Source organism: Herpetosiphon llansteffanensis (assembly GCF_003205875.1).
Taxonomy (GTDB): Bacteria; Chloroflexota; Chloroflexia; order Chloroflexales; family Herpetosiphonaceae; genus Herpetosiphon; species Herpetosiphon llansteffanensis.
The window spans coordinates 49722-75034 of record NZ_PUBZ01000081.1 but is presented as its reverse complement, the minus strand read 5'-3'; the positions used below and the strand labels follow the sequence as shown (position 1 = coordinate 75034).

The 25313-nt window shown below is 49.1% G+C and carries 16 protein-coding genes; 4 read left to right on the top strand and 12 right to left on the bottom strand.

What is annotated here, in order from left to right:
• Positions 1–211: 211 nt before the first annotated feature.
• Complete coding sequence (locus C5S61_RS07100) at positions 212–2197, top strand: reprolysin-like metallopeptidase (RefSeq protein ID WP_110514367.1); 1986 nt, start codon at positions 212–214, stop codon at positions 2195–2197.
• A gap of 81 nt (positions 2198–2278) precedes the next feature.
• On the opposite strand, the gene C5S61_RS07095 is transcribed toward C5S61_RS07100, so the two are convergent.
• Positions 2279–3133 (bottom strand): hypothetical protein, encoded by an 855-nt coding sequence (locus C5S61_RS07095; protein WP_110514366.1) that lies wholly within the window; start codon positions 3131–3133, stop codon positions 2279–2281.
• A gap of 146 nt (positions 3134–3279) precedes the next feature.
• Between C5S61_RS07095 and C5S61_RS07090 the strand changes: the two genes are divergently transcribed.
• Both C5S61_RS07090 and C5S61_RS07085 read left to right on the top strand, forming a co-directional pair.
• Complete coding sequence (locus C5S61_RS07090) at positions 3280–5931, top strand: tetratricopeptide repeat protein (protein WP_110514365.1); 2652 nt, start codon at positions 3280–3282, stop codon at positions 5929–5931.
• Between the two features lie 144 nt (positions 5932–6075).
• Complete coding sequence (locus tag C5S61_RS07085) at positions 6076–7806, top strand: protein O-mannosyl-transferase family (RefSeq protein WP_164689268.1); 1731 nt, start codon at positions 6076–6078, stop codon at positions 7804–7806.
• Here C5S61_RS07085 and C5S61_RS07080 read toward each other — a convergent pair.
• The 6 genes from C5S61_RS07080 to C5S61_RS07055 form a co-directional block, all read right to left on the bottom strand.
• The gene (locus tag C5S61_RS07080; RefSeq protein WP_110514363.1) at positions 7796–8917 is read right to left on the bottom strand and encodes an SGNH/GDSL hydrolase family protein; all 1122 of its coding nucleotides are present in this window, start codon (positions 8915–8917) and stop codon (positions 7796–7798) included. The genes C5S61_RS07085 and C5S61_RS07080 overlap by 11 nt on opposite strands.
• Before the next feature lie 141 nt (positions 8918–9058).
• Complete coding sequence (locus C5S61_RS07075; RefSeq protein WP_110514362.1) at positions 9059–9580, bottom strand: putative immunity protein; 522 nt, start codon at positions 9578–9580, stop codon at positions 9059–9061.
• Positions 9581–9628: 48 nt separating this feature from the next.
• Entirely contained in the window at positions 9629–10432 is an 804-nt protein-coding gene (locus C5S61_RS07070; protein WP_110514361.1) for a hypothetical protein, read from the bottom strand.
• A gap of 66 nt (positions 10433–10498) precedes the next feature.
• On the bottom strand, positions 10499–13036 hold the full coding sequence (locus tag C5S61_RS07065; protein ID WP_110514360.1) for an ATP-binding protein: 2538 nt from the start codon (positions 13034–13036) through the stop codon (positions 10499–10501).
• A 6-nt stretch (positions 13037–13042) separates the two neighbouring features.
• Entirely contained in the window at positions 13043–14350 is a 1308-nt protein-coding gene (locus C5S61_RS07060) for an NB-ARC domain-containing protein (protein WP_110514359.1), read from the bottom strand.
• 102 nt (positions 14351–14452) lie between these two features.
• Positions 14453–14782, bottom strand: a complete 330-nt coding sequence (locus C5S61_RS07055; RefSeq protein ID WP_164689267.1) for a glutaredoxin family protein — start codon at positions 14780–14782, stop codon at positions 14453–14455.
• A 130-nt stretch (positions 14783–14912) separates the two neighbouring features.
• On the opposite strand from C5S61_RS07055, the gene C5S61_RS07050 reads away from it, so the two are divergent.
• A complete protein-coding gene (locus C5S61_RS07050; RefSeq protein ID WP_110514357.1) occupies positions 14913–17975 on the top strand; it encodes a GAF domain-containing protein in 3063 nt (1020 codons plus the stop codon).
• A 273-nt stretch (positions 17976–18248) separates the two neighbouring features.
• On the opposite strand, the gene C5S61_RS07045 is transcribed toward C5S61_RS07050, so the two are convergent.
• The 5 genes from C5S61_RS07045 to C5S61_RS07025 all read right to left on the bottom strand — a co-directional run bounded on the left by C5S61_RS07045 (position 18249) and on the right by C5S61_RS07025 (position 25289).
• Positions 18249–19064, bottom strand: a complete 816-nt coding sequence (locus C5S61_RS07045; protein ID WP_110514356.1) for a menaquinone biosynthetic enzyme MqnA/MqnD family protein — start codon at positions 19062–19064, stop codon at positions 18249–18251.
• 76 nt (positions 19065–19140) lie between these two features.
• Complete coding sequence (gene mqnE / locus C5S61_RS07040) at positions 19141–20244, bottom strand: aminofutalosine synthase MqnE (RefSeq protein WP_110514355.1); 1104 nt, start codon at positions 20242–20244, stop codon at positions 19141–19143.
• A 43-nt stretch (positions 20245–20287) separates the two neighbouring features.
• Positions 20288–22255 (bottom strand): hypothetical protein, encoded by a 1968-nt coding sequence (locus C5S61_RS07035; RefSeq protein WP_110514354.1) that lies wholly within the window; start codon positions 22253–22255, stop codon positions 20288–20290.
• A 23-nt stretch (positions 22256–22278) separates the two neighbouring features.
• A complete protein-coding gene (locus C5S61_RS07030; RefSeq protein ID WP_164689266.1) occupies positions 22279–23319 on the bottom strand; it encodes a methyltransferase domain-containing protein in 1041 nt (346 codons plus the stop codon).
• Between the two features lie 20 nt (positions 23320–23339).
• Entirely contained in the window at positions 23340–25289 is a 1950-nt protein-coding gene (locus C5S61_RS07025; RefSeq protein WP_110514352.1) for a hypothetical protein, read from the bottom strand.
• Positions 25290–25313 lie beyond the last annotated feature (24 nt).

Sequence of the window (25313 nt, the reverse complement as noted above, 5' to 3'; positions counted from 1 at the left end):
TCGGTTGAATGAACCAGAGCTTAGCCGCAGCACGTTACAGCGTTGTTACAACAGCAGCTCAGTTTTTACAGCGCTTGAATTTAACCAGTTGAGTTAATGGATGATCGATAAAACAATAATTTAAACTTCCTAGACACAAATATTACAATTTAATTAAATATTTTTAATGTATAATAGATAGGTATCCACTTCTACCTCTAGGAGGTTTGGCATGCCCGGAAAACGTTCATCGTTGGTGATCGTTGCAGCCTTGGTGGTTGCATTGCTGAGTAGCTTTGCTGCCGCCACCCTCGTCACTCCTACTGCCGCTTCGTCCGATGGCTTTTGGCAAGATGTGCAAGAAAGTCGGCTGGTGCAAAAAGGCGCACGCCAAATTGTACCAACCATCTATCGCACTGTTGGGCTTGATTTAGATGGCTTGAGTCAATATCTGGCCAAAGCTCCCTTAGAGCAAGACCAAGCAGTGGTAAACTCGTTGTATACGCTGCAATTGCCCATGCCCGATGGCAAATTTGAGCAATTCCGTATCGTCGAATCGCCAATTATGCAGCCCGAGCTGGCGGCGAAGTTTCCCGAAATTCGCACCTACCTGATTGTTGGGGTGGATACACCGAATCTTAGCGGACGCTTGGATCTGACTCCAGCAGGCTTTCATGGCTTGATCTTGGGCGGTCAAGGCCGAATTTTCATCGATCCCTACAGCGCTGGCGATACCAAAAACTACATTGTGTACGATAGCCGGAATTTTGTGCCAAGCAGCGAGAAACTGGCCGAACGCCAAGTCGAAGATTATGTCATCGATCTGCCATTGAGCAGCGATGGCTTGGCAGCACCCAAAGCTGTTGGCGATAAATTGCGCACCTATCGCTTGGCCATGGCCGCAACTGGCGAATATACCGCCTTCCATGGTGGCACGGTCAGCGGCGCATTGGCCGCCATCACTACCAGCGTCAACCGCGTCAATGCCGTCTACGAGCGCGAAGTTGCGGTGCGCATGGTGTTGGTTGCCAACAATAGCAGCATCATTTACACCAATGCCAGCACCGACCCTTACACCAATAACAACGGCGTAACGATGCTTGGCCAAAATCAAACCAACATCAAAAACGTGATTGGTAACACCAATTATGATATTGGCCATGTGTTCAGTACAGGTGGCGGTGGTGTTGCATCGTTAGGATCAGTTTGTTCAACCAACTACAAAGCCCAAGGTGTCACTGGCTCGTCGGCTCCGGTTGGCGATCCATTCGATATTGATTATGTTGCCCACGAAATTGGCCACCAATTTGGCGGCAACCACACCTTCAACGGCACAACGGGCAGCTGCGGTGGTGGCAATCGCGCTAGCAGCGCCGCCTACGAACCAGGCAGCGGCTCGACGATTATGGCCTATGCAGGCATTTGTGGCGCTGAAAACTTGCAATCCAACAGCGATCCCTACTTCCATTCGAAGAGCTTGAACGAAATTACGACCTTTATTACCACCGGCGGCGGTTCAAGCTGTGGCACGGCAACCAACACTGGCAACACGGCTCCGGTCGCCAATGCTGGCGCAGATTATACGATTCCGCGCAGCACGCCATTTGAATTAAGTGGCACTGGCAGCGATGCCAACGGCGATAGCTTGACCTACAACTGGGAACAATATAATTTGGGCACGGCTGCGCCACCAAATACCGACAATGGCAGCCGCCCAATCTTCCGTAGCTTCAACCCAAGCAGCAATCCAAAACGCTCGTTCCCCAAATTGAGCGATATTCTGAATAATGTCAGCACGATTGGCGAATCGTTGCCAACCACCAATCGCACCTTGGCCTTCCGCTTGATTGTGCGCGATAATCGGGCTGGCGGCGGCAGCTATGCGATTGATACGGCCAACGTAACGGTCAATAGTGCAGCTGGCCCCTTCACGGTAACAGCTCCCAACACGGCAGTTACTTGGACGCGCAACAGCAGCCGCACGATTACCTGGAATGTTGCCAACACCACTGCTGCCCCAGTCAGCTGTGCCAATGTTGAGATTTTATTCTCCAGCAATGGCGGCAGCAGCTTTAGCAGTTTGCTTGCTTCCACGCCAAATGATGGCAGCCAGGCAGTAACCATTCCGAATACAGCAACCACCCAAGCCCGCATCAAAGTGCGCTGTGCCAACAACGTGTTCTTTGATCTTTCAAACGTCAACTTTACTGTGAACTAAGCTCGTAGCGGCTAGAACAAAACAAACAACAGGCCACTAGGAATAATCCTAGTGGCCTGTTCGCATCTGAATCAACACGGTTTATTGTGGGATGGGCATGGTTGGAGTAACGGTTGGCGTTGGATCAGGATTGATCACAGTTGGTTCAGGATCTTTGCCATATGGATCAATAATCATCATGCCCAACTTTCCATTCAGATACTCGTTGGTATCTGGGTTATACCCAATGATCACAGTTGTAGCACTGGTGCGAAACTTGACCATGGTTTGGCTCGAATTGGCATAGGTCGTGTCGCCATGGACTTTGGCGTAGCCAGCGTATGGCGCTGTTTGGCTAGTTGGGCAATTAAGCACTGAGCTAGAACATTGACCAACCACCATCCGGTTATCGCTCGTCAGGCGGAAGCGCCCAACAACATTCGATTCGAGAAGATTGGTGGTATGGCGATATTGCCATTCAAGATTGCCATATAAGCCATTTACATCAACGCTCATTTGGGCATCAGGGTGATGTAAGAGCGGCTGATTACCATTCGTGCTAAATTGAGCTTGTACATACGTCCAGAAATCAGGGTAAGTCTGCTGCAAGTTGTTTGGCAAATCGAGATCACACGAAAGGTAGCCATTGCCTTGAAAGCGCGCATAATCTGCTGGGCTGAAATCGACAACGCCATTGACCGTACAAGCAATTGTTGTCATTGACACAATTGGCGGGTCTTGGCTTGGAATTTGCGGCGTACCAAGCTCGACCAAACATCCATTGGCCGTCTCAAAATCCCAAACAGCCATCCACGTATTAGGCGTTGAAAGATCTACGCCTGCTAAACCGCAACCTGCTGGTGGAGGTGGCGTATTAGCCTTAACCTGACTGGGTTGATTAAGCATAAATGAACCCAATAGGCTGATCAGCACTGTTAACACTACGATAAGTCGCATCTGGAGCCTCCCTAATCACAAACGAATCACTTGGCTTTCAGTATAGCGGGCTTGTGGCTCAAAAAGTCTCATTCTGCCAACAAAAAGTCTCACATGAGGCCCAGCGAGCCAACCATCGGCTGCTTTCGATTAACGAGGAGTGTGGAATGACGCATATTCTTAATCCAATCTTACGCACTGTACTCAACCAGTTTGATCAGCCTGCTGAGATTGGCACAATCCAACCGTTGGCAACACCAGCCTTACTTGGGCATTGGTATGGTCTGTATGGAGCGTATCCGAATGAGCGGCAACGGGGCCAAATTATTCAATTGGTGGTTGCCTATGCCTTGCTTGGCGAAACCCAAGTGCGGCCCGAACAACCTCACGATTTAGCCGAGATCTTGCAACAATTGCGGGCTGGCAATCGCGACCAACGCTTAGTTTATTGGCGCTTTTTACATGAACATAAATTGCCAGTCCATGTGCTAATCGATGAGCTTGGTTTAGCCAAAGCAACCTTTCATCGCGATATGAAAGATCGCTTGCCCTTGATTTTGGATCAGGCAGCTGATTGTTTGTTGAGCATTTTGCAGCCAGCGCTACAATTGGAGCGGCCACCAGTGCCAGCTCAATTGTATGGCCGCGCTGAATGGCTGGCCGAAGCGCATGCAATGCTCAACCATGAGCACCAGGTTTGCATCATTGGCTCAACGGGGGTTGGCAAAAGTGCCTGTGCAGCAACGCTCGCCAATACATGGCAAGGCCCAGTGTTTTGGCTGACGCTCCTGCCCGATTTGAATGATCAGGTTGAGAGCTGTTTACCCCTAATCGGCGCATTTTTACAGCATCATGGAGCCTATAATCTGGCCCAACATTTGGCAATTGAAGGTGGCAAGCTCAATAGCAATGTGGCGCTGGGCTTAATTCGGCGTGATTGCGCCAGTCTGGCAACTCCAGCATTATTTTGTCTTGATCAAAGCGAGGTTATGCTCAAGCAGCCGCAAGCACACCATAGCGCCTTGCACTCATTTTGGCGTGCGCTAGCCGCAATTCCCAATGTGCATGTGCTGATTATTGGCAATCGCGTATTTAGTGACGATCTGCCAGTGCTCAGCCTAGAGCCATTGGAAAATAGCGCCTTTCGGGCATGGTTTGATGCAACCACAACCATTCAACCAGATTATCCATGGGAGCAATTTTTGGCGCTGATTGCTGGCAACACCCATCTTATGCGGATTGTGATGGTGTTGATTCAGCAGGAACGGAGTTTGGCGGCAATTTGCGCTATGCTCGAAGCCCATCCAGGTGTTAGCTCGTTGATCGAACGGATTATCACCATGCTTGGGCCAAGTGCGCAACAATTATTAACTATCTTGGCCAGTTTTCAGCAACCGGTTCCACGGAGTTTATGGCCAAGCAGCGATCTGCAACAACTTGAACAGTATCAATTGCTGCAAGCAGGCTATCGCGATACGCTGGAGCTGTGGCCATTGCTGCGCAAACATTATTGGCAACAGCTGAGCAGCGAACAACGCCAACCATTGCATGAACACGCTGCCCAAGTGCATGCCTTGCTTGGTCAATGGACGCTTGCTGCCGAACATGCGATTGCCGCAGGCGATTATGCTCAAGCGATTGTTTGGTGGTTTCCACAACGCCATAGCGAAATTCGGGCTGGCTATTTTGGCCGCATGCTGCGCATGCTGCAATTAATTCCGCTTGATCAATTACCAGCCCGCGAGGCCCAAACCCTAGCGATTGGGCAAGCAGAGTTGGCACGCTTTATTGGTAGTTACGATCAAGCCCGCGCTGGTTTAGCCGCAGTTTCGCACACAGGCAGCGATTCACTACGCGCCTACATTCGCCAACTGGAAGGTGATTTGTGGGAAGCCCAAGGCCAAATTGAGCAAGCAATGCAGAGCTACGAGCGCGCAATCACGATTTTGGATACCAACCACTATCATCAAGAGGCAATTTTATATGTCAAGCGTGGTTTGATGCATCTCAACCATGAGCGCGATTTTGAAGCAGCGCACCAGGCTGAGGCCAAGACCCATTTTATCGCCGCCTTGTTGAGTGGCGAAATCGCCGATGAAGAAGGCAACTATGACCTAGCGTTACAAGGCTATCAAACCGCGCTAGAACATGCCTGTACGCTCAACGATCAATCGCTGCAGGCGCGCGCCCATGCGAGTTTGGCGATTGTGCATGCCCGCAATGAACGCACCGAAGCCATTGAGCATTTCAATTTTGCCATTCGCTATTATCAATCAATTGGCAACAATGTGCGTGCTGCCCGCAACCAAAGCAATTTGGCCTATTTTTTGGGCGAAATCAACCAACCCCACGAGTCTATAACAATCGCCCAAGAGGCCTATAGCTTCTTCAAGCAAATTAATTCGCAGTTTTGGGTTTCGCTCAATACAATGACCTTGGCCAATGCCCACGTGGCACTCAATCAGTGTGATGATGCAGAGCGCTATGCCCAAGAAGTGCTGCATTATGAAGAAACGGCCCATGTGCCCTTTGGTGTGTATATTCTAGGCCGAGTTGCCAACCTCAAACACGAATTTGCCATGGCTGAACGCTATTTACACCAATCAGTCCAGCTCAGCCAAGCGATTCAAGATCGCTTTATGGAAGCTAAAATTTGGCGCGAACTGACCAAACTTTTTTATGCAACGCAACGCTATTCTGACGCGCAGCATGCGCTCACTCAAGCAAGCGATTTGTATCAACAATTGGGCTTGCACAAAGAGTTCGATCGCATTCAACACTTAGCTCAAGGCTTCAATGGACAACTGGTGGTCAACTAGTCCCTCAATCCTGGAACGCCGCAATTGTGAGAGTGCAGTTGCGGCGTTCTGTCGTCGCCAATGTGGGCCGCTTGACATCAACCCAAGCCCCGCTGATAATCGTAGGCGAGAAGCAGTTGGCACGACTATCTAATGCAAAATTCAGTGAAACACATAAAGTTTGATCGCAATGTTGGTGCGTGGCTGCTCTTTGGCGCTGCATTCCTGCTCTATAGCCTAACCCTGCTGCCAGGCCTCGGTGGCGGCGATACTGCCGAATTTCAACGGGTTGGCCCAACCCTTGAGATTGCGCATAGCACTGGCTATCCCCTGTATAGTCTCGTGACATGGCTGTGGAGCAACATCGTGCCATTTGGCAGCATTGCTTGGCGGGTTAATCTCTTTTCGGCCTTTGCTGCTGCCCTGAGTTTAACGATCGTTGCGCAAATTGCCCTGAAACTTGGGCTGGCTCAACGCTGGGCTTGGGCTTGCGCAGCAATTTTGGGGCTATCTGCAACCTTTTGGCAACAAGCAACTCATGCCGAAATTTATGCCTTTGCGGTGTTGCTGCAGGTTGGCACAATCTGGCTGATTCTGGCTTGGCGGCAACAGCAAGTGGCATTTTGCTGGCTTGGGCTGGCCGCAGGCCTGATGCTTGGACATCATCGCAGCAGCCTCTTTTTGCTGCCATGGATGCTGATCGCCGCAGGTTGGCAACGACGACCAACGGTACGCCAAATCCTGCTAGCCATCGCTGCTGGATTAATCAGTTTTGTCCCATATGTGTATATTGTTTGGCGCGCACCTGCTTGGCAAAATGGTTGGGCCGTGTTGGCTGAGTATCTGCTTGGCAGTGCTGGTGGCGCATGGTTTGACCCACAGCGAGCAGCCAACCAAGCCTGGCAGCGCTTCGTTGCAGTGCAAGTCGGACTTTTTGGCCCCCAATTAACCTGGCTCGGCTTTGGTTTGGCTTGCTATGGGTTTTGGCACTGTTGGCGGCAACAACGACCAATTGCAATCATGCTTGCTGGTAGTTATTGCAGCATTTTGGGCTTTTGCTTGGCCTATTTCGTCGATGATTTGGCGGTTTTTGGGCTGGGAGCCTATGTTGTGCAAGCCTTGTTGATTGGCTTTGGGCTGGCGCATGTGCCGTGGCCACGCTGGAGTTTAGCCGCAGCTTGCGCTATCGGCGCATGGCTAGCATGGCAAAACTTGCCCCAAATTCAATCTAGCAACACAGCCCAGATTGAACAAATTGCCCGCCAGCGCTTGGCTGAGCCACTTGTCGCGCACAGCCTGGTGATTGGCGACGGCTGGAGCATCGAAAGTTTGCGCTATCTGCAAGCGGTTGAGCAGCAACGCCCCGACCTCGAATTTAGCTTTCAGGCCGATCAGCAACGGATTCGCGATCAATTGGCCCAAGGTCGCCAGGTCTATGCGCTCCAAGCAATTCCAGAATTGGCCTTGCAGCATCGTAAACTTGGCGATTGGTGGCAGATTGAGAACAAACCACTGCAATTTAGCCAACAGCTCAGCATTGGCTGGCAAAATGGAATTCAATTAACCGGACTTGAATTACCGGGCCATGCCCAAAACCAACTGTTGGTTGCTCTGCGCTGGCAAACCAAGCAGCCTTTGCCGAGCTTAATTCGCTTTATCCATGTGCTCGATCAGGCTGGGAATTTGGTAGCCCAAACTGATAGCCCAACCAACCCTGCAAGCCAATATTGGCCAATTGATCAAGCTCAATCCGACCTGCTAGCGATTGATTTGGCAGCGCCATTGCCAGCAGGTCGCTATAAAGTTATTGTTGGTTGGTATGATCTGAGTGGCCAGCGCATGCTGCTTGATGCAGCGAACGATACCTATGAACTGGGCGAGATTATTATTGATTGAATTTTACCAAAGGCATAAATACGCTATAGCTTGCAGCAGCTGGGACGCTCCAAGCGCGTGAGCCTTCGCTATTGCCGTTAATATCAACCGCACGCACAATAATTGTTGCTTGGTCGTCCACCTCGATCGGCTGGGTATAGCGAGTCCAAGTTGTTTGGCTGGGCAAGCGATATTCCAAGCCACGCACGCCGCGATTATCGGTCGCGCTGAGCGTTGCCAACCATGTTCCTTGGGTTTGGCTAAATGTGACGTTTGAAACTGGCGCTGTTTGATCAGTAAAATCAAACGAGGCTTGGGCAAGGTTGCTGGCCAATGTTCGTTGCCCAGCAATCGACGGGTGATAAAAATCGGCGGTGACCAAGGTTGGCGAAATTGCTGAATTGAACAAGAGATTTTGATCAAAACGACAGCGTAAATAGCCGCTACAGACTTCGCTTAATTGGCTATTGAAATCGATAATGCGCTGACGAACACGCTGCCGACGCTCCATATCAGTGGGGGCGGTTGATTCGGGGTTGGCAAACATCGCCTGACAAACCCCAAATTGATTCCAAATTGCGCGCGCAGTGGGGTTATCTTTGAACGTTTGCCAGACCTTAAACACATCGGGAATGCTAGCAACGAATATGCGGGCTTCTGGCTCATTGGTGGTTAATTGATTCAAGCCACTGACAAGTTGCGCCCGATAATCGGCCACGCTGGTCATGGCAGCTTCGTTGGAACGACACACATCATTCGCCCCGATTAAAATCGTGGCATACTGCGCATCAGCAGAAGTAGCTGCATTAACTTGGCCAACCAAGGCATTCATACTTGCGCCAGAAGCAGCAGCATTAGTAGCAGTCAGATTGCCAGTCGCCGTGCGAATCTGCTCGGCCAAACTGTTCACTTCGGAGCTTGTACCAGTTGCCCAACTATACTGCGGCTGATCAGCAATATTATTTGGATTACCATCGGCCAGAAACGCACGCGTAATTGAATCGCCAAAGGCCACCATGCGTTGTGGATAGCCAACAACTGCCGGATCAATCACCTCGCCCTGCGGTTTGGCCTGAATCTGACCACTCAGCGCCACGATGCCAACCAATAAACCCACCATCATTCGTCGCATGCTCGTTCCTCACTTTTAATCAATTCAAGTATGCAACTACTGTATCAAACAACCATTGACTAAAACAGCAGATTTAGCGCATATTCGCAGCATGTTCACAGCAGTTCATAGGAACGACTCACGAGGGCTGGGAGGTAGCCATCAAGCGCTAAAATCAAATACCCACCAGCAAATTGAATTACGAGTGCGTTGATCTTCCAGCACAAACTCGCGTAAGGTTGCAGGCAATTGCGCCCGCTGCCAAGCACACTCTTGCCGCCCATCCTCATCCTCAGCGCCCTTGGCTGCTGCCGCGCGCACCGCCTTAATTGCATAGGCCGCAGCGCCAAGATTATGGGCAGCAACATGGGCAACTAAGGCCGCCTGCGCAGCAGCGAAGCCAGCAAAGCGTGCCGCTCCGCTCAAACCACGCGCAGCAGCATTGGCATGGCCACCAGCAGCGCGGGCTTCGCTCATGCTACACTCCCCGCGCACCCATGCCTCAAGTTGGGCTAAGGCATGGCGAGGTCGCTGATCGTCGGGCTGCGCTTGCTCAAAGTAGCCAAGCACATGGCCAGCACATGCAGCCGCCCAAAGCGCAAGCAGCCGATGGTCATGGTCGCTCAGTGTGCCACCACGGCGAATCGTAATCAGGCGCTGGTCGCGCTCCTTGGGCAAAATCATGGCTAGCTCCTCGAACAGCATTTAGCTGCGAAATAATCGTTGTTTTGATCATGCACTCACTGATGGCGTGCCAATTGGGACTAAAAACTCACCATACAGTTTCAAACGCTGGCTACTGGTGCAGATCACAACCAAATTCGGCGCAATTTCAAGCAAGCGCCGCAACCAAAGCGGATCATCAGGATGCGTTTGATAGTCCGCTAAAATCAATACTGTTTGGCGCGTTTGAAATACATGTAATAATTCTGTCGGACTTAGGCTGGGCGTAGCTTGAACCTTAGCCAGCAAATGCTGGCTAAGTGCTTGCGACGAATTGCCAGTTAAATCAAGCCATAAACAGCCATCATTAAAGCTAGCACCACAATCGTGGGCAAAATTCAGCACTAAAGCTTGTTGGCGTGGCTGATCATCACCAACCACATTAATTAAGCGCACACCTTGCTCAAATAAGTGCTGGATGCGGCGATAAGCCATGCCAGCCCGATCAACGCTTGGAGCCGCAGGCAAGTTGGTAGCTTGTTGCAACAGGGCAAACCACGAATGTGGCGTTTGCAGCACGCGTTGTTGATTCAGGCCATTGGTCAAATTATGCAACAGTTTGCGCTGATGGCGATGAAAGGTTGCTTTATGAATATGCAACTGTTGCAAATAGAAATCAACTGAAGCCCCTGGTTGAGCCAAAATCAGCTGCAATAACCGCCGCTCAGCCTCATTGAGCGGCAGCGTTTGTAACAGTGCATAGCATTGTTGAATCCCACCACAAGCCTGCACAAATTGGGCAAGTTGGGGTTGCTTGGCAATCTGTTCTGGGGCAAAAATTAAATCTGCCACAAGATCCTCGGTCAATTGCATCACAAGTTCCATCCATTCATGGCCGAACGTTTATCCAGCTCATCGGGTCTAATCCTATCAAGCATATCAAAATCCATAGATGAGCTTAATATAATAATTCATCGTATCGTTAAAACTATGATAATCGAGCACAAAATCTTCATCTGGAATAAATTCAAGATTTTCATAGTATTGTGCCAAAACGATTCTTGTTTGATCAATAAATTCATATTGAAACCATTCAGTTGTATACTGCTCTACATGAATGGCGTTGAGCATATAGGTATACATACTTAGAACAAGCGGGTAATATTCTTTATTTATAGCTAAATAGATTATCGATTCGCAAATTGTAAGCACACGGCCAATAAAAATTGTATTATCAATTGCCAAAGGATAAATATTCTGGGCACAGGCATGCATTTTCTGGTAATCGCCCAAGAAAAAATAGACTTTAATTAAGAACATATAGAGTAAATTATATTGGATTAAATTCTGGCCAATATTTTCTTCTTTGAGCATATCAAGAATAATATCTTCAGCTTCAGTGTAACGTTCCAAGTAGATACACATAATGGCCATATTCTTCATACTTGTATGAATGCCATCATAGTCACCATTTTGCTTAAATTTTTCTAGTAGTTCTGCATAAATCTGATACGCCTCATCTAAACGTTTCAATCCATACATCGAATTACCATAATTAAGCATTGGCGATAAAATATTAACTGTATCGTCAATTTCACGATAGATATTAATCGCATCCATTAATAAGGCATTAACTTGGTTTGTTTTCTTGCTAGTTCGAATCATAATTGCATAGAAATTTTTAGCTTTGGCTTCAATCAGCTTAAATTGATGAATTTGGGCAAGCTGGACTAAATAGTGAAAGGTCGATTCACGCGAATAGGTTGGTGTATCTTTTAGCCCAAAAATTAAGGTCGTATACAAAGCGCGTGCCTGCCAATAGGAATATTGACTCGTTTGCAATAAAAATGGCACTTGCGGCATAATCCATGCCTGAGCTTCAACGATCAAATCTTCTTGCCACCAAAAACGATAGAGTGCCGCCAGTAATTGCCACAAACGCAACGGTTCTGGCTCATTGCGCGCTGTATGCAAAGCCAATTGAATATTTGGGTAAGCTTCGTGAAGTAATTTGCTCCACAATGCATAATCTGGGCCAACCAATAAATCTTCGCTAGGCAAGACCAACGCAGTATAATAATCACAATGGCGTAGCCGGAGTTGCTGCTGGTTTATGCTATCAAGCAAAGCCCATACATATTGGCGAATCGGCTCTAAAATTGCATAGGTTTGATACCTATGGCCTTGCACTTGGGTAATTAAGTGATTATCTAAAAGCAAAGCCAAGTGATCATCAATTAGTTCCTGCTCACCACCACACACTGCCGCCGCTGCCGCGACATCCCAGCCAGCCTGAAAGACGCTTAATTGTTGTAGAATCGCTTGGGTTTCCGCTGGTAACAAGCGATAGCTCCAGCCAATCGTGGCCGCCATCGTTTGTTGGCGCAGATCAACATCGAGCGGCCCGTCTGCAAGCAAGCCAAGATCAGTCCGAATCGCCGCCACAATCGCATCCAGCGAATACTCAGCAGCTCGGGCCGCGACTAACTCAATTGCCAGCGGCAAGCCTGCAACCTGATGGCAAATCTGGCCAACCCACTCTAACAATTGCTCGTCGTCGCGATCAATGAGCCGCACCGCTTCTAGCCGATCGAGACAGAGCTGCACTGCTGGATAGCTGCGCACATGGTCCATATTGGGTGCAGGCGGTGGATACGCCAAGACATCGACTTCGTAGATTACTTCCTTTGCCACATTTAACCGCACCCTACTGGTAGCAAGCACTTGCAGTTGCGCCACCTCAGCAAAAAGTGTAGCGAACCACTCGCCAGCAGCCGGAAGATGCTCCAAATTATCAAGAATCACCAAACTGCGCCGCTGTGCGAAAAAATGCTGAAGCGCATGTTCCAGCGATTGTTCTGCTTGAATCGATACTTGCAACTGTTGCGCACAGGCCAAGCCAACATCCTCAAATCGTTGCACATCGGCAAAGCGTAAAACATGGATCTCAATCGAATCTAAACCAAGCCAATGCTGAGCCAACTCAAGGGCCAAACGAGTTTTGCCAACCCCACCAGTACCAACCAAACTAATCCAGCGGCTCCCGTTGGTTAGAAGCGTGGACAACGTTTCAATATCTGCTTGGCGGCCCACAAAACTCGTCCAAGGAAGCGCAACATGTGCCGATGGCGCAGGCTCTGAGGTTGCAGCAAGAACTTCAGGTTGGGAATACTGGGCATTCAGAAAACTACTTAAGCTCTGACATAGCGCATTTTGCTGGCGATGAAAGGTCGCGTGATGCATTGCTAACAGATCGGTGTAACGCACCACCGACGCTTCAGGATGGGCCAAAATAACCTCAAGCACCCGCCGTTGCTTGGCTTTGAGCGGAAATTCAAGCAATTGCTGGCGCAACTGCTCCAACCCACCAGCCTCGGCAATCACGGTTGACCACGTGTGGTGTTGGGCTAAACGCTGGGGGTAATGCAAAAGGTCATGCACAATAACATCGTTCCACTGGGTTGATACTTGAGTCATAGCTGATTATCTTTCCTGCTGTTTAAATTCACATTCAGGGTTGGCAATTGAGTGCTGGATGCAGCTTGGTAGCGCATACCATACAGCCCAATCGACCAAAAGATACATGCTTTGAGCTTCATGCAAACTCGCCTGAAGCTGCTGAGCAGATAATCCTTGTAAGTCAGCCACTTCTCGCTGGTTGAGCCAGCGCGGCAAGCGGGCCAAGGTTGTGAGCAGCTGTTTGGTCGCTGGTTGCAGTGTCGTATAACCCAGGTTAATCAACCATGCCAAGCGCTGCTCGCTCGAAGCCATTGGCTGAAGTTGCGCCGCTACGGTCGTCAAATCATACTCAGTGCTCAGGCTCGCTAATACTTCGAGCGCCAAAGGCAGTCCGCCCACGAGCTGGCAAAGTTGGCTTGCTACCTCAACATGGGCAGAATCATGCAACGCGATCGGCTGAAAATTGCTTAACCGCTCGCCCAGAAGTTGCAAGCTAGGATGTTCCTCAAGGGCAATAGGTTGATCAGCGGCCACCAGATAGCTCAATCCTTCAACATAATGCAAACGCTCTTGCGGCACATGCAAGCGCTGCGTGCCGGTTGCCAGCACCCGCACAAACGGCGCAGCCTGCAAGAGTTCAAACAACCAAGCAGCCAGCTCCGGTTGATTCAGATTGTCTAAAACGAGCAACATATGACGTGAACTAAAATAATTTTGCAATTGTTGTTGCGAGTCCAGTTGCGGGGAATCAAGCCCGAGCTGCGCTAAAAAATCGTGGGCAAGCGTTGCTTGGGTGGCTCCAGTGGGTATATGCAACAAGCCCACGCCATCACGGAAGCTTGGGCCAACTCGCTGGCCTATTTCCAAGGCCAAGCGGGTTTTGCCCACTCCAGCAGGGCCAATGAGGTTAATCCAATCGCAACCTTGATCAAACAATAATTGAATTCGTTCAAGGTCGAGTGTGCGCCCAATGAAGCTGGTTTGGGGCATTTGGAAGCCACGTTGGGGAATGTTTGGTAATTGCGGTGGTGGCAATAGGCCACTCAGCCGCTGACAAAGCGCATTTTGCTGGCGATGAAACGTCGCTGGATGGATTGCCAACATATCGCAATAGTATTCAACCGAGGCATCTGGCTGGCTGATTAAGATCGTCAGCAAGCGCAATTCTTTATTTTTAAGCGGGTAGGTTAGCAGTTGCTGGTGCAAATGGCGCAAACCGCCAAGTTCGGCAATCACCAGCGACCAAGCAGGATGCGCCAAGAGACGTTGCGGATAGTTTAAGAGGCTATGCACAACCTCTGCTGTCCATTCTAAGCTGTCGGGTGGGGTCATAGCAGGGCTGCCCTATCATTGGCAAAGCGAGCAAAGCTAAAACCATGCTCATCAGTTAGCTCTCACACCAACCTTCGCCTCTCAACCACCCTCAAGATACGCTTAAGCCAACAAACCGTTGCGCTTCAAGAAACCACTCAAGGCTTCGTCGCTTGGTTCGGTGATAACGGTACCACGATCAAACGAGCGTGCTTCGCGGCCTGCTGGCAAAGGAGCTGGCGCTTCGAAGGGCAAATTGCTGCCAGCTTCGGCAACCACAATCGTGGGCACGCTGCGATAGCCAACCCAGCCCTCGACCAACGCCCCAGCAGCGTCATCTTGATCGATATTAATTTGGGTGTAGGCAACCTGATTGGCTTCTAAAAAACGTTGCGAACGAGCAAGATCAGGGCAAAAACTCGTTCGACCATAGACGACAACATGTTTACTCACAAGAAACCTCCATATGCACCGCCGGATAGAGATTAATATTGGTGCACTATGATCGTACTTGGCTTTATACCATTGTCAAACGCCAGAACACCTCGTACAATGAGGGCAGCGACCCAAGTGGAGAACCTTCATGCCTGATGCAAGCAATGGCCATGTGTTAATCGTCGAAGACGACCTCAGTATTAGCCGCATGTTTCAATTGCTGCTGCGCGATGCTGGCTATCGGGTTTCGTTGACCAATAGCAGCGAAGAAGCCTTGCAATTTGTGCGCGTCATTACGCCAGATATTATTTTGTTGGATATTTCCTTGCCTGGTATGAATGGCGTTGATCTGACCCGCCATTTGCGCAGTAATCCCGCCATTCCGTTTATTCCAATTATTCAAATTACCGCGCTTGGCGATTTGCGCACCAAGGTTGCCGCACTCGATGCAGGTGCCGACGATATTTTGGTCAAGCCAATCGAGCTATCCGAGCTGTTGGCACGCTTACGGGTGATGATGCGGCTGCAAAAAAATCGCCGTGGCCTCGAAGAATCCACCCGCCAAATGCATATTCTGTATGCAATTAGCCAAACCCTCAATAGCTCGCTCGATATTAACAGCATTTTACGCGATTTGGTGCTGCAATTGGCCAATGCCTTGGGCGCAATCCGCACATCCATCATTTTAGTTAATGATCATAACACGCCGTTTTATGCCTCATCAGTCAAAGAAACCCTCAATACAGCAAGCATTCAACGGGTCATTCGCGATGGCGTAGCAGGCTGGGTGATGCGCGCCATGAAACCATTAATCATCAGCGATACTGCCCGCGACCCACGCTGGATCTCGATGGATCGCCGAATTGATACCACGCGCTCGATTCTCTCGGTGCCACTGATTCATCAAGGCATCGTGATTGGTGTGATTACGGCGGCGCATACCCGCATTAATTATTTTACCCAAGATCAGCTTGAATTAGCCCAAAATATTGGCAATCAAAGCGTCACTGCCTTTACCCATGCCCAACTGTTTCAAACCACCGTTCAACAAAAAGGCCTGCTTGAACGCCGCTCGCAAATGCTGGAAGAATTGCTGAATGTCGGCGAACGCTTAAGCCTTAATTTGCCGTTGCACGAGGTGTTGAACGAGCTAGCCCAGGCAATTCATCGCTCGTTGGGCTTTCGCCAAGTTATTATTCACGTCTTTGGAATTGATGATGTTGAGTCGGCCCAAGGTGTAGCTGGCGTTCAGCGCGAGCAAATTCAGCAACGTTGGACGAATGAAAAGATTCAGCAAAGCATCGTGCCGCTGCTGCGTGAGCGCTTTCGCATTAGTCGCTCCTATTTTGTGCCATCTGGCTATACGCTCGACGCTGAAGAAACCAACCATCTGCCATTTGGCGCAACAGGAATTCGCCAAGCAGATTATTTATTTGTGCCTTTGGGCAGCCCACAACAATTGCTTGGCTTGATGATCGTCGATCTGCCGAATAATTTGATCACACCCGATTTGGCCACGATTCAAGCGCTCGAAGTATTTGCCAACCATGGCACAACCGCTGTCAACAACAATCGGCTGTTCGCGCGCGAACATACGCGGGCCAATCAATTGCAATTGTTGGTTGAGCTAGGCCGCAATTTCGCCGAATTGATGACCCCCGATCAATTGCTGCGCTTGGTAACGTCGTTAGTGCGCCATAGCTTTGGCTTCAATAGCGTCGCAATTTTGCTCAAGCAGCAAAATCAATTTATGCTGCGGGCTGGTACGCATAATTTTGCCCACAATCCATACAACCACTATTTAACCATCGAACCACATATTTTAGCAGCCTTAGAACACTACCAAAGCTGGCTTAGCAGCGATGTCACACAGTTTTGCTTGGATTATCAATGGGCCGAGCCGCAAATTGTGGCCGAGTTGATTGTGCCCTTGCATACCCACGAAGGCATTCAAGGCCTCTTGGTGGTTGGGCATAGCGATGCCAGCGCCTTGGATGGTCTGACGCAATCGATTTTAGGCGCGGTTGCGGTGCAACTGACCGTCGGCTTGGATAATGCCAAGCTCTTTTTGCGCGAACAAGAATATATTCAACAACTCAACCAAGTTAATGAAATTGCCCTGCAATTGACCAGCGCCAGCAGCGAGCCGCCATTCCACGAGATTATGCAGCAGGTTGCGGCGATCTTTCAGGCTCCCCAAAGTATGCTGCTGTTGATCGATCATGATCAGCGCCAGATTACCCGCAGCATTGCCTACCCGAGGCCATGGCTTGAGCAACTGCCAGCCTTGCCCGAACTCTTGGCCAGCCTCGATGAAAGTCGCGTGCAGTTGTTTAAACAGCAGCATGATTCGGCGCTAGGCCACGCATTACGTCAAGCAGAAATTAACATGGTCGTGATTGCTCAGTTATATAGCGCTGAACGCTTACAGGGCCTGTTATTGATTAAGCCTGCTGATGCCCAGTATAGCTGGCGCTCGAATGAAAATAATTTGCTGCAAACCCTTGCCACGTTATTTGCCCAAGCCTTGGAAAACCAGCAACTCCAAGCCCAACGCCTCGAACGCTTGCGCGCCGATTTGCAACGCTACATGGCTCCGCCGCTGGTTGAACAATTGTTGAGTGAAGGTGGTTTTGGCGAGCCAAGCGAGCGCGACATCGTGGTGTTGTTTGCCGATTTACGTGGCTTTACCGCGCTCAGCGAAAATCTCGCCCCGCAAGTGGTGGTGAAGCAAATTCTCAATCGCTTTTTCGATGAAATGACAGCAGTGCTTTATCGCTATGATGCAATTATCGATAAGTTTCTTGGCGATGGCCTAATGGCGGTATTTGGTTCAGTTCGCGCATTACCCAACGATCCAGAGCGCGCAATCAATGCTGCAATCGATATGCAGCAAACCTTTGCCAGCTTGCAAACTGAATGGCAAGCAAGCTTTGGCTATCCGATTGGCTTGGGCATTGGAATGAGCTGTGGGCGGGCGGTAGTTGGCAATATTGGCTCGGCCCAACGCATGGATTACACCGTAATTGGCGATGTGGTTAATACCGCCAGTCGTTTGGTAGCTATCGCCGAGGCTGGCCAAATTATCATTACACAGCCGTTGGCCCAACGCTTGCAGTCGCATCAAGCCCAACTGGAGCAACTAGCGCCAGTGCAACTCAAAGGCAAACGCGAACTCCAAACAATCTATAGCGTGCACAAAGCTGAGTGAACGTAACGAGGGATGAAAAGAGCATAGAACAGAGAGCATAGAACATATGGATAGGCTCTAGATGTAATGGTTCATCACGTTAACCACGGCTTGATCCCCTCACCCCAACCTTTCAAGGGTCGGTGTTAAGATCCCCTCACCCCCAACCCCTCTCCCGTGCGCGGGCGAGGGGCTTTAACGCGCTGGTTCGTCCGTCATTCGTCGGTCAAAATGCTCCCCCTCGCCCGCGTTTTCGTGGGAGAGGGGGTTGGGGGTGAGGGGATCTTTATCCAACTATTCGCTAAACCACTCCAATTGGCTTGGCTGAAAACTGGGCACTGCATAGCGCAAAAAGGTGTGCAAGCCCTCCAAATCAACCGACGTTAAGTGATAGCGCAAATCGCGCAGATATTTGGCACAAACTCCAGGCGAGATTTGAATTCGTGGAGCATAAAACTGAGCAAGTTCATCGATGCGGGTCAAATTTTCGGCCTTAGCAGCCCGCAACGCTGGCACAATCCCAGCATCGCGCACAGCATCAGCTTGATCGCGCCGCACAACCCAAACCGCAAACACAAACGGCAAGCCGCTCAGTTTCAGCCATTCATCACCAAGATCAAAGAAGTAGGGCAAACCACGTTCACCCAAATGGCGACGCGCTGTCGCTTCGACCAAGGCTTTATCGCCAATCATCAACGAACCTTGGCATTCAGCCAACATTGCATCAAGATTTGGGGCCATCGAACGCCATTCAGGCTGAATTCGATAGTGACGCTCGCACAGCACCTTGAGCAAATTAACGCTCGTTGCCGAATCGGTGGTCAAGGCAATCGGCTGGCCATCAAGCTGACGTGGATCAGCAGCCCACGAAAACAGATTAACACTATTGACCGCGCCAATCGTGGCAATTGAAAAATCGCGCACAACCAACAATTTATCTGCATTCAAGGCCCATTCATAGACCGACATTGGCGCAACAGCAACCTCGCCGCGCAAAACTGCCGCGTTGATCGCCGTTGGCACGCCGCGTTGGACAGGCACATGCGGCAAGCGCTCGGTAATGCCATAATCCAGCGGTTGGGTATTGAGATAATCGATTACACCAAGCATATAATTTAAAAGCGTGAGTACGCTAGGCGACTCACGCGATACGCAACGTTTCAAGCAACAGCCCAAAACCCTGCAATTAGTTCACAGCAATGTGGTTATATAAAGCATCGCGTTCGACCGCTGTTTTGCCAGCAGTCGTCACAAGATGGACTAATTCAGCTCGTGAGAGTCCTTGTTCGGTTTTCGCACCAGCAGCGTGATAGATTTCTTCTTCGATCACCGTGCCGTCTACGTCGGAAACCCCAAACGACAACGCAACTTGGGCCAAACGTGGCGTAAGCGAGATCCAATAGGCTTTGACGTGGGCAAAGTTGTCGAGCAACAAGCGGCCAATCGCCAAATTCTTCAAATCTTCGAAGCCAGTTGTCCAATCGAGCTTTTTGACCCGCCCCAAGTTGTTGTTTTCTGGGTGGAAGGCCAGCGGAATGTAGGTCACAAAGCCGCCAGTTTTATCTTGTTGCTCGCGCAGCCGCAACAGGTGATCAACCCGTTGTTCGAGGGTTTCGATATGGCCATACAGCATCGTCGCATTGGTTTTGATGCCTAATTCGTGGGCAATGCCATGAATTTCCAGCCATCCGTCGCCATCGACCTTTTCGGGACAGATTTTACGTCGCACTGCGGGATGGAAAATTTCAGCACCACCGCCAGGCAAGGCATCCAAGCCAGCTTTGCGCAAAATCTCAAGCGTCGTGCGCCAATCCATGTTCGAAATTTGCGCCATATAATCAATTTCAACAGCCGTAAAGGCTTTAACGTGAACATTTGGATAATGATCCTTCAATTCACGAATAATATCGGCGTAATATTCAACATCGAGATCTGGCACCAAACCGCCGACAATATGAAATTCACGGGTTCGTTCGCTAAACAAACGTCCAACGTGATCAATAATTTGCTCAGGAGTGCGCACAAACGCATCAGGCTCGTTGCCATTGCGGCGGAATGAACAGAAATTACAGTGAAATGCACAAACATTGGTTGGCGTAATGCGGTGATTTTGGACAAAATACACCACATCGCCATTCTTGCGACGATTCACCGTATCGGCCAATTTACCCAAGGCTAAAATATCGTTAGTTTCATACAAACGAACTCCATCTTCAAACGAGAGCCGTTCGCCTGCTTCAACTTTTTCGGCAATATCAGAGAGTGGCGACTTCGCCAATAGAATAGCCATAGACAGTTCCTTTCCGCGTTACTGTGTTCATTATATCACAATGTTATTTTGATTTTCGTGTCAGTTTCGCGCGATTCCAGCGCCAACGTTGGTCAGCTGGAGCAACCAGATTGGCAACGAACAACAAGCCAAGGCTGGTGGTCAGCAACCAAATTGCACAAAACAGCAGATCAGCCCGCAATAAACGACCTAAGCGCTGCCAGCCGTTGGCAAATTGGGCATGTTCCATGGCCACAATCGGCAAACTACCTTCAACTTGGCTGGTTGCTAATGCGAGCGCTTGGCGCTTCCAGCGGTAGTGAATGGTCACAGGCACACTTGGCTCAAGCGTTTTAAGCGTTACGCTGAATGGTTGGTTTGGCGTAATTGCCAGCGCTGGCTGAAACACCGCATAGCCAGCAGTTTCCCAAAGCGCTTCACGCGGCACGACCAGCGGCGCACAACGATCGCTTGACCCTACCACGACACAGCCTTGGAGCTTGGCGTTTGCTGGTGGTAGCTGGCCCAAACTCAGGGCAAACCCAGTTATCTCGGTTTGATCCGATTGGATCGTACCTTGAACAAAGGGTTGTTGGCCATCCAAAACGAGCATATTCGTTAGCGCGCCAAATTCGCGTGGCCGAATCGCATTGCTACGGGCAATCCAAACAAACAGCAGCAAACTTATTGCAATCATTGTAGCAGGCATTAGGCTTAGGCCAAGTCGATTCAGTCGCAACACTGGTTTAATAGGCCGCTGATAGCCATAATAGATGTTGATTAGCGCCAGCACGATCAGACTAATAAACAGTGCCAATTGCAGGCTCTCGCTTAGCAAGCGCAGTTTAGCCAAAAGCTGGCTTGCCAACTCCGAGCGCAGCGCCAAGGCATGAATTGGATTAATGAATTGCCATTCAGGAATAAAGCGAAAGAAGAGATTAAGGTTCAGTTCACGATGGCTATGCAACAGCGTCAGACCAAAAGTTAGCTCAGCGCCCATCCACAAGCCCAAAGCAGCCCGCTTCAAGCGCAGCACAGCAATAATGACAAACGGTGCGAGCCAATATAGCCAATAAAATGGAATCTTAATCCAAAGGAAAAAAATCGCCAAGGTTGCGATGCTTACCCACCAAGCGCTATCGCCAACCCAAGGCCGCTGATACAGCAGCAAAAAGATCAAGAACAGGCTATAGCAAAGCAAAAAGAGCGAGCTAGGCTGGCTGAGGAAATTCACCTGATCAAAAATGCGCGTGCCTTCGGGATTGAACAACACCCCTTTCACATAGGCTGGAGTACGCAAAAAAGGTAAACTTAACAGGAACAATGGCGCGACACTAATTCCAAATAGTTTGAGCCGTTGCCACCACGAACGCGTCAGCAGCACAATTAATGGTGGCACCAAAAACAATGGCACGAGCTTGAAGCCAGCTCCCAAGCCAAGCACCAGCATTGCCCAATAGCCATAGCGGCGCGCTTTGCGCTGATTATCGCTCGCAGCAAGCGCCCGACTAACCAAATAGGTTCCCAACAGCATCGCAGCCGTTGGATACACATCGTTTTGGCCCATTGCCAACATAAATAACGCAGTTGGCGACCAAGCCCACATTACCCAAGCCAAGCGGCCTGCAACCCGTTGCACAATCCAGCCAATCAACAGATCAAATGGTAAATAGAGCAGTTTAAACAAAAAAACCGCCCGCATTGGATTGGCAATTTCCCAGGTTGAAGGCCATGCTTGGAGATCAATCAGCCCTAAGAGATCGTAGATTTTGGCCGCAAACCCGGTATACGCATAAAATCCATAGGGATAAGGAACCCAAACCGGCATTTCGATCACTCGCGGCCCATAGGTTGTATATAAATGCTCGTACACATTGAAATGGCCCTGAGCCACAAAATGCGCATGCCACGGCATATACAGCGCATCGTGTTGGCTTGCCAAGGGCATAATCAAAAAGCGCGCCAGATAGCCAGCCAGAATAATCCAGCCCAAAGGAGCAAGTTTAGGCAACGAACCTAATCGATATTTCATTTATTAACTCGCTTTTGTAATGCTTAGCTTGAGCGCCGCAATGCTTTGAGCAAACGCAGCAGTCGGCCCGATTCAAGCGTGTTGATCTGGGTTTCAAGCTGGGCAATATGCGCATTTTTGCTGGCAAGCGTTGCTTCAAGCGTCGCCACATACTGCTGAAGATCGATGGTCGTGGTGGTTAATGGTGGAATCTGGGCCTGAGTTTCACGCAGCTGGGTTGTCAATTCAGCATTGCGCATGGTCGCTTGCTGCAAATCATACAACAACCACGCTGGCGGTCCTAAACGAGCCATTAACGCCTGTGGATGGCAGGCATAGACCGTCAACATACGATATTCCGGCGATTCATCGCAATAAAATACACACAAGCCAGCTTTGGTGACTAAGCTGATGAGCGTTGGCGCAGTAAAATACAAGGTATGCACAACGCTCAAAAGGCTGCCAGCTTGCCCATCGTCAATAAATTGATCGCGAAATTGATAGGCTGGCACTTGAATCGCCAAAACACCTTCTGGTATGAGCGCGGCGGCAAGTTCTTGTACAAACGCTAATGGCTCGTGCAGATGCTCAAGCACATGCCAACAGGTAATCAGATCGAAGGCTTCAAGCTGGGCAAGGCTGGTGGGATCGCTATAGACCGTCAAGCCGTAGCGTTGGCGGGCAATTTCGGCGGCCACTGGCGAAAGTTCAATCCCAACTGGTTGCCAGCCACGATGTTGCGCAGCCACCAACAACAACCCGCGATTACAGCCAAGATCAAGCACTCGCCCAGGCTTCAACTGACCATGCTGTTCAATATGGGCAAGAATGCTGGCTTTTAATGCAATTTCTTGCTGCTCTGTGGCCTCGCTATAGGCATAGACCTCGCTTTGATTTTCGAGCAAGGTGGTGCTTGCAAGGGTCAAACGCGGATTAAGATAAATTTGAGCACATGTGCAACACATGTACAAATTTAAGCCTTCAGCAATAAATGTTTCTGGTTGCTGCCAAACCAAATCTGCTTGGGTTGCGCCACAGCTTGGGCAGGCCTTGAGGGTTTCAGTTGGCATTGGTTGCAATTGCATGGCAGAGCATCCCATATAAATTAAATTTCTGCGGCGATTGGTGTAGATTGAGCAACTTCAGAACGCAACATGCGCCACCAAAAAATCATGATGCTCGCATAAACCACAAGCCAAATAGGAATAAAAAGCCAATCATTACGAATGTGTTGGGTTAATTGGCTCATAGCTTTACCCAAACTTAATTCATGCATCGGCATAAATGGTAAAATACCAGCAATCGTTTCATCGCCATAGCTAAATTTCTCTTTATTTGAGCGATAACCCAAATCGAGTTTACGATTTAATTCCCTAAGTTGCAAACTAAGCGTATATGGTTGGTTAAATGTAGCCATTGGTGGATAAATAACGTTATAGCCAACATATTCCCAAACATCGCCTTTTGGTGCGGTTAATGGAGCACAACGTGTTTCCTGAATCGTTGTAACACAGCCATTAATGCTAGGATAATTATTACTTGGTTCTCTAAATTGAACGGCAAAACCAGTTAATGCTGTTTCAGAACCAGTGAATGTTTGGGCAACTGTCGGCGCATTTTGATTTAATTGAATCGATAAATGGGCTTCGGCAAACGCTGGGGAGGGAATAACCATGCCTCTCGTTAACAAGATCGCTGCAACAATAACCCCAATATTAACAACTAAGGGTATTGGCAATAAACGCAGCAATGAGCTAGCTGGTTGCGCCAAAGGTTGCGCTTGGCGGACGCGATATAAACAATAGACCGCTAAACTAAGCACAAAGCCAAATAATGCCAATTGAAAGCTTTGGATAAATCCTTCAAAACGGGTAAATAGTTGGGCGAGTAATGGTGAGCGAAGGGATAATGCATGCACTGGATGCATAAAAGTAAATTCGTTAACTAAATAGCGCGATAAACCGATGTTAATATCACGGCTTTTACTAAATATCTGAATCACAAATAAAAATTCTGCCAAAAACCAAATGCTGATATAGCGATAGCCAAAGCGTAGAGCAATAACAATAGCAAAAGGAATAAACCAATAGAGCCAATAGGTTGGAATATGAATCCACAAAAAGAACATTGCCATAACGGCTACCGCAACCCACCACGCAGAATCGCTGACCCATTTTCGCCGATAATTCAAGAGAAAGATCAGCAAGGCACTGTATGAAAATAAAAAGAATGATACAGGTTCGCTCAGTAAATTTGATTCATTAAATATCCGCGTACCTTCAGGGTTAAACAGTACTCCAGTAATATAGGCTTTGCTACTTAAGAATGGTAGCGATAAGAGCACAAATGGCAATATGCCAATCACAAAAAGTAAAATTCGCCGAGTCCACGATAGATTAAGCAATAAAATTAATGGTACAACCAAAAATAATGGAATCATCTTGAATGATGCGCCAATGCCTAAAACAAGCATTGCTTGCCAAGCTCGTCGCCATTGAATTTTTTGCTCGCTTGCTGCTAGCGCTTGACCAACCAAAGCAGTGCCAAGTACCATCGAAGCAGTCGCATACACATCGTTTTGGCCCATTGAAAGCATATATAAGGCAGTTGGTGAAAGTGCCCACATAATGAGTGCACTTATGCCGATATAGCGTTTCAAGGCCCAGCCAATTAATATATCAAACGGCAAATAGATCAATTTAAACAGAAAAACAGCCCGCATTGGGTCGGCAAGTCCCCATGGCGATGACCAATTACTGATATCGATTAAGCCAAGCAGATCGTAGATTTTCGTCCAAAACCCAGTATAAGCATAAAAACCATAGGGATATGGTGCCCAAACCGGAATATTGATAACGCTATCGCCATAGGTATTTAGTAGATGCTCGTAAACATTGAAATGGCCTTGAGCAACAAAATGCGCATGCCATGGCATAAAAAGCACATCGTTATGTCCAGTTACAGGCATTATCAATAAACGTGCAGTATAGCCAAGCATAACCAAGAAGATTGGTGCAAACTTAAGCAATAACGCACGATTAAACCATTTCGGCATACACTCTTCCTCATTATCTATAGA

Coding starts and splice junctions, on each gene's coding strand:
- C5S61_RS07070 (WP_110514361.1), bottom strand. CDS start 10,432: ATGCAATTGACCGAGGATCTTGTGGCAGATTTAATTTTTGCCCCAGAA.
- C5S61_RS07050 (WP_110514357.1), top strand. CDS start 14,913: ATGCCTGATGCAAGCAATGGCCATGTGTTAATCGTCGAAGACGACCTC.
- C5S61_RS07025 (WP_110514352.1), bottom strand. CDS start 25,289: ATGCCGAAATGGTTTAATCGTGCGTTATTGCTTAAGTTTGCACCAATC.
- C5S61_RS07065 (WP_110514360.1), bottom strand. CDS start 13,036: ATGACTCAAGTATCAACCCAGTGGAACGATGTTATTGTGCATGACCTT.
- C5S61_RS07080 (WP_110514363.1), bottom strand. CDS start 8,917: ATGCGACGAATGATGGTGGGTTTATTGGTTGGCATCGTGGCGCTGAGT.
- C5S61_RS07075 (WP_110514362.1), bottom strand. CDS start 9,580: ATGATTTTGCCCAAGGAGCGCGACCAGCGCCTGATTACGATTCGCCGT.
- C5S61_RS07100 (WP_110514367.1), top strand. CDS start 212: ATGCCCGGAAAACGTTCATCGTTGGTGATCGTTGCAGCCTTGGTGGTT.
- mqnE (WP_110514355.1), bottom strand. CDS start 20,244: ATGGCTATTCTATTGGCGAAGTCGCCACTCTCTGATATTGCCGAAAAA.
- C5S61_RS07060 (WP_110514359.1), bottom strand. CDS start 14,350: ATGACCCCACCCGACAGCTTAGAATGGACAGCAGAGGTTGTGCATAGC.
- C5S61_RS07095 (WP_110514366.1), bottom strand. CDS start 3,133: ATGCGACTTATCGTAGTGTTAACAGTGCTGATCAGCCTATTGGGTTCA.
- C5S61_RS07090 (WP_110514365.1), top strand. CDS start 3,280: ATGACGCATATTCTTAATCCAATCTTACGCACTGTACTCAACCAGTTT.
- C5S61_RS07030 (WP_164689266.1), bottom strand. CDS start 23,319: ATGCAATTGCAACCAATGCCAACTGAAACCCTCAAGGCCTGCCCAAGC.
- C5S61_RS07035 (WP_110514354.1), bottom strand. CDS start 22,255: ATGAAATATCGATTAGGTTCGTTGCCTAAACTTGCTCCTTTGGGCTGG.
- C5S61_RS07045 (WP_110514356.1), bottom strand. CDS start 19,064: ATGCTTGGTGTAATCGATTATCTCAATACCCAACCGCTGGATTATGGC.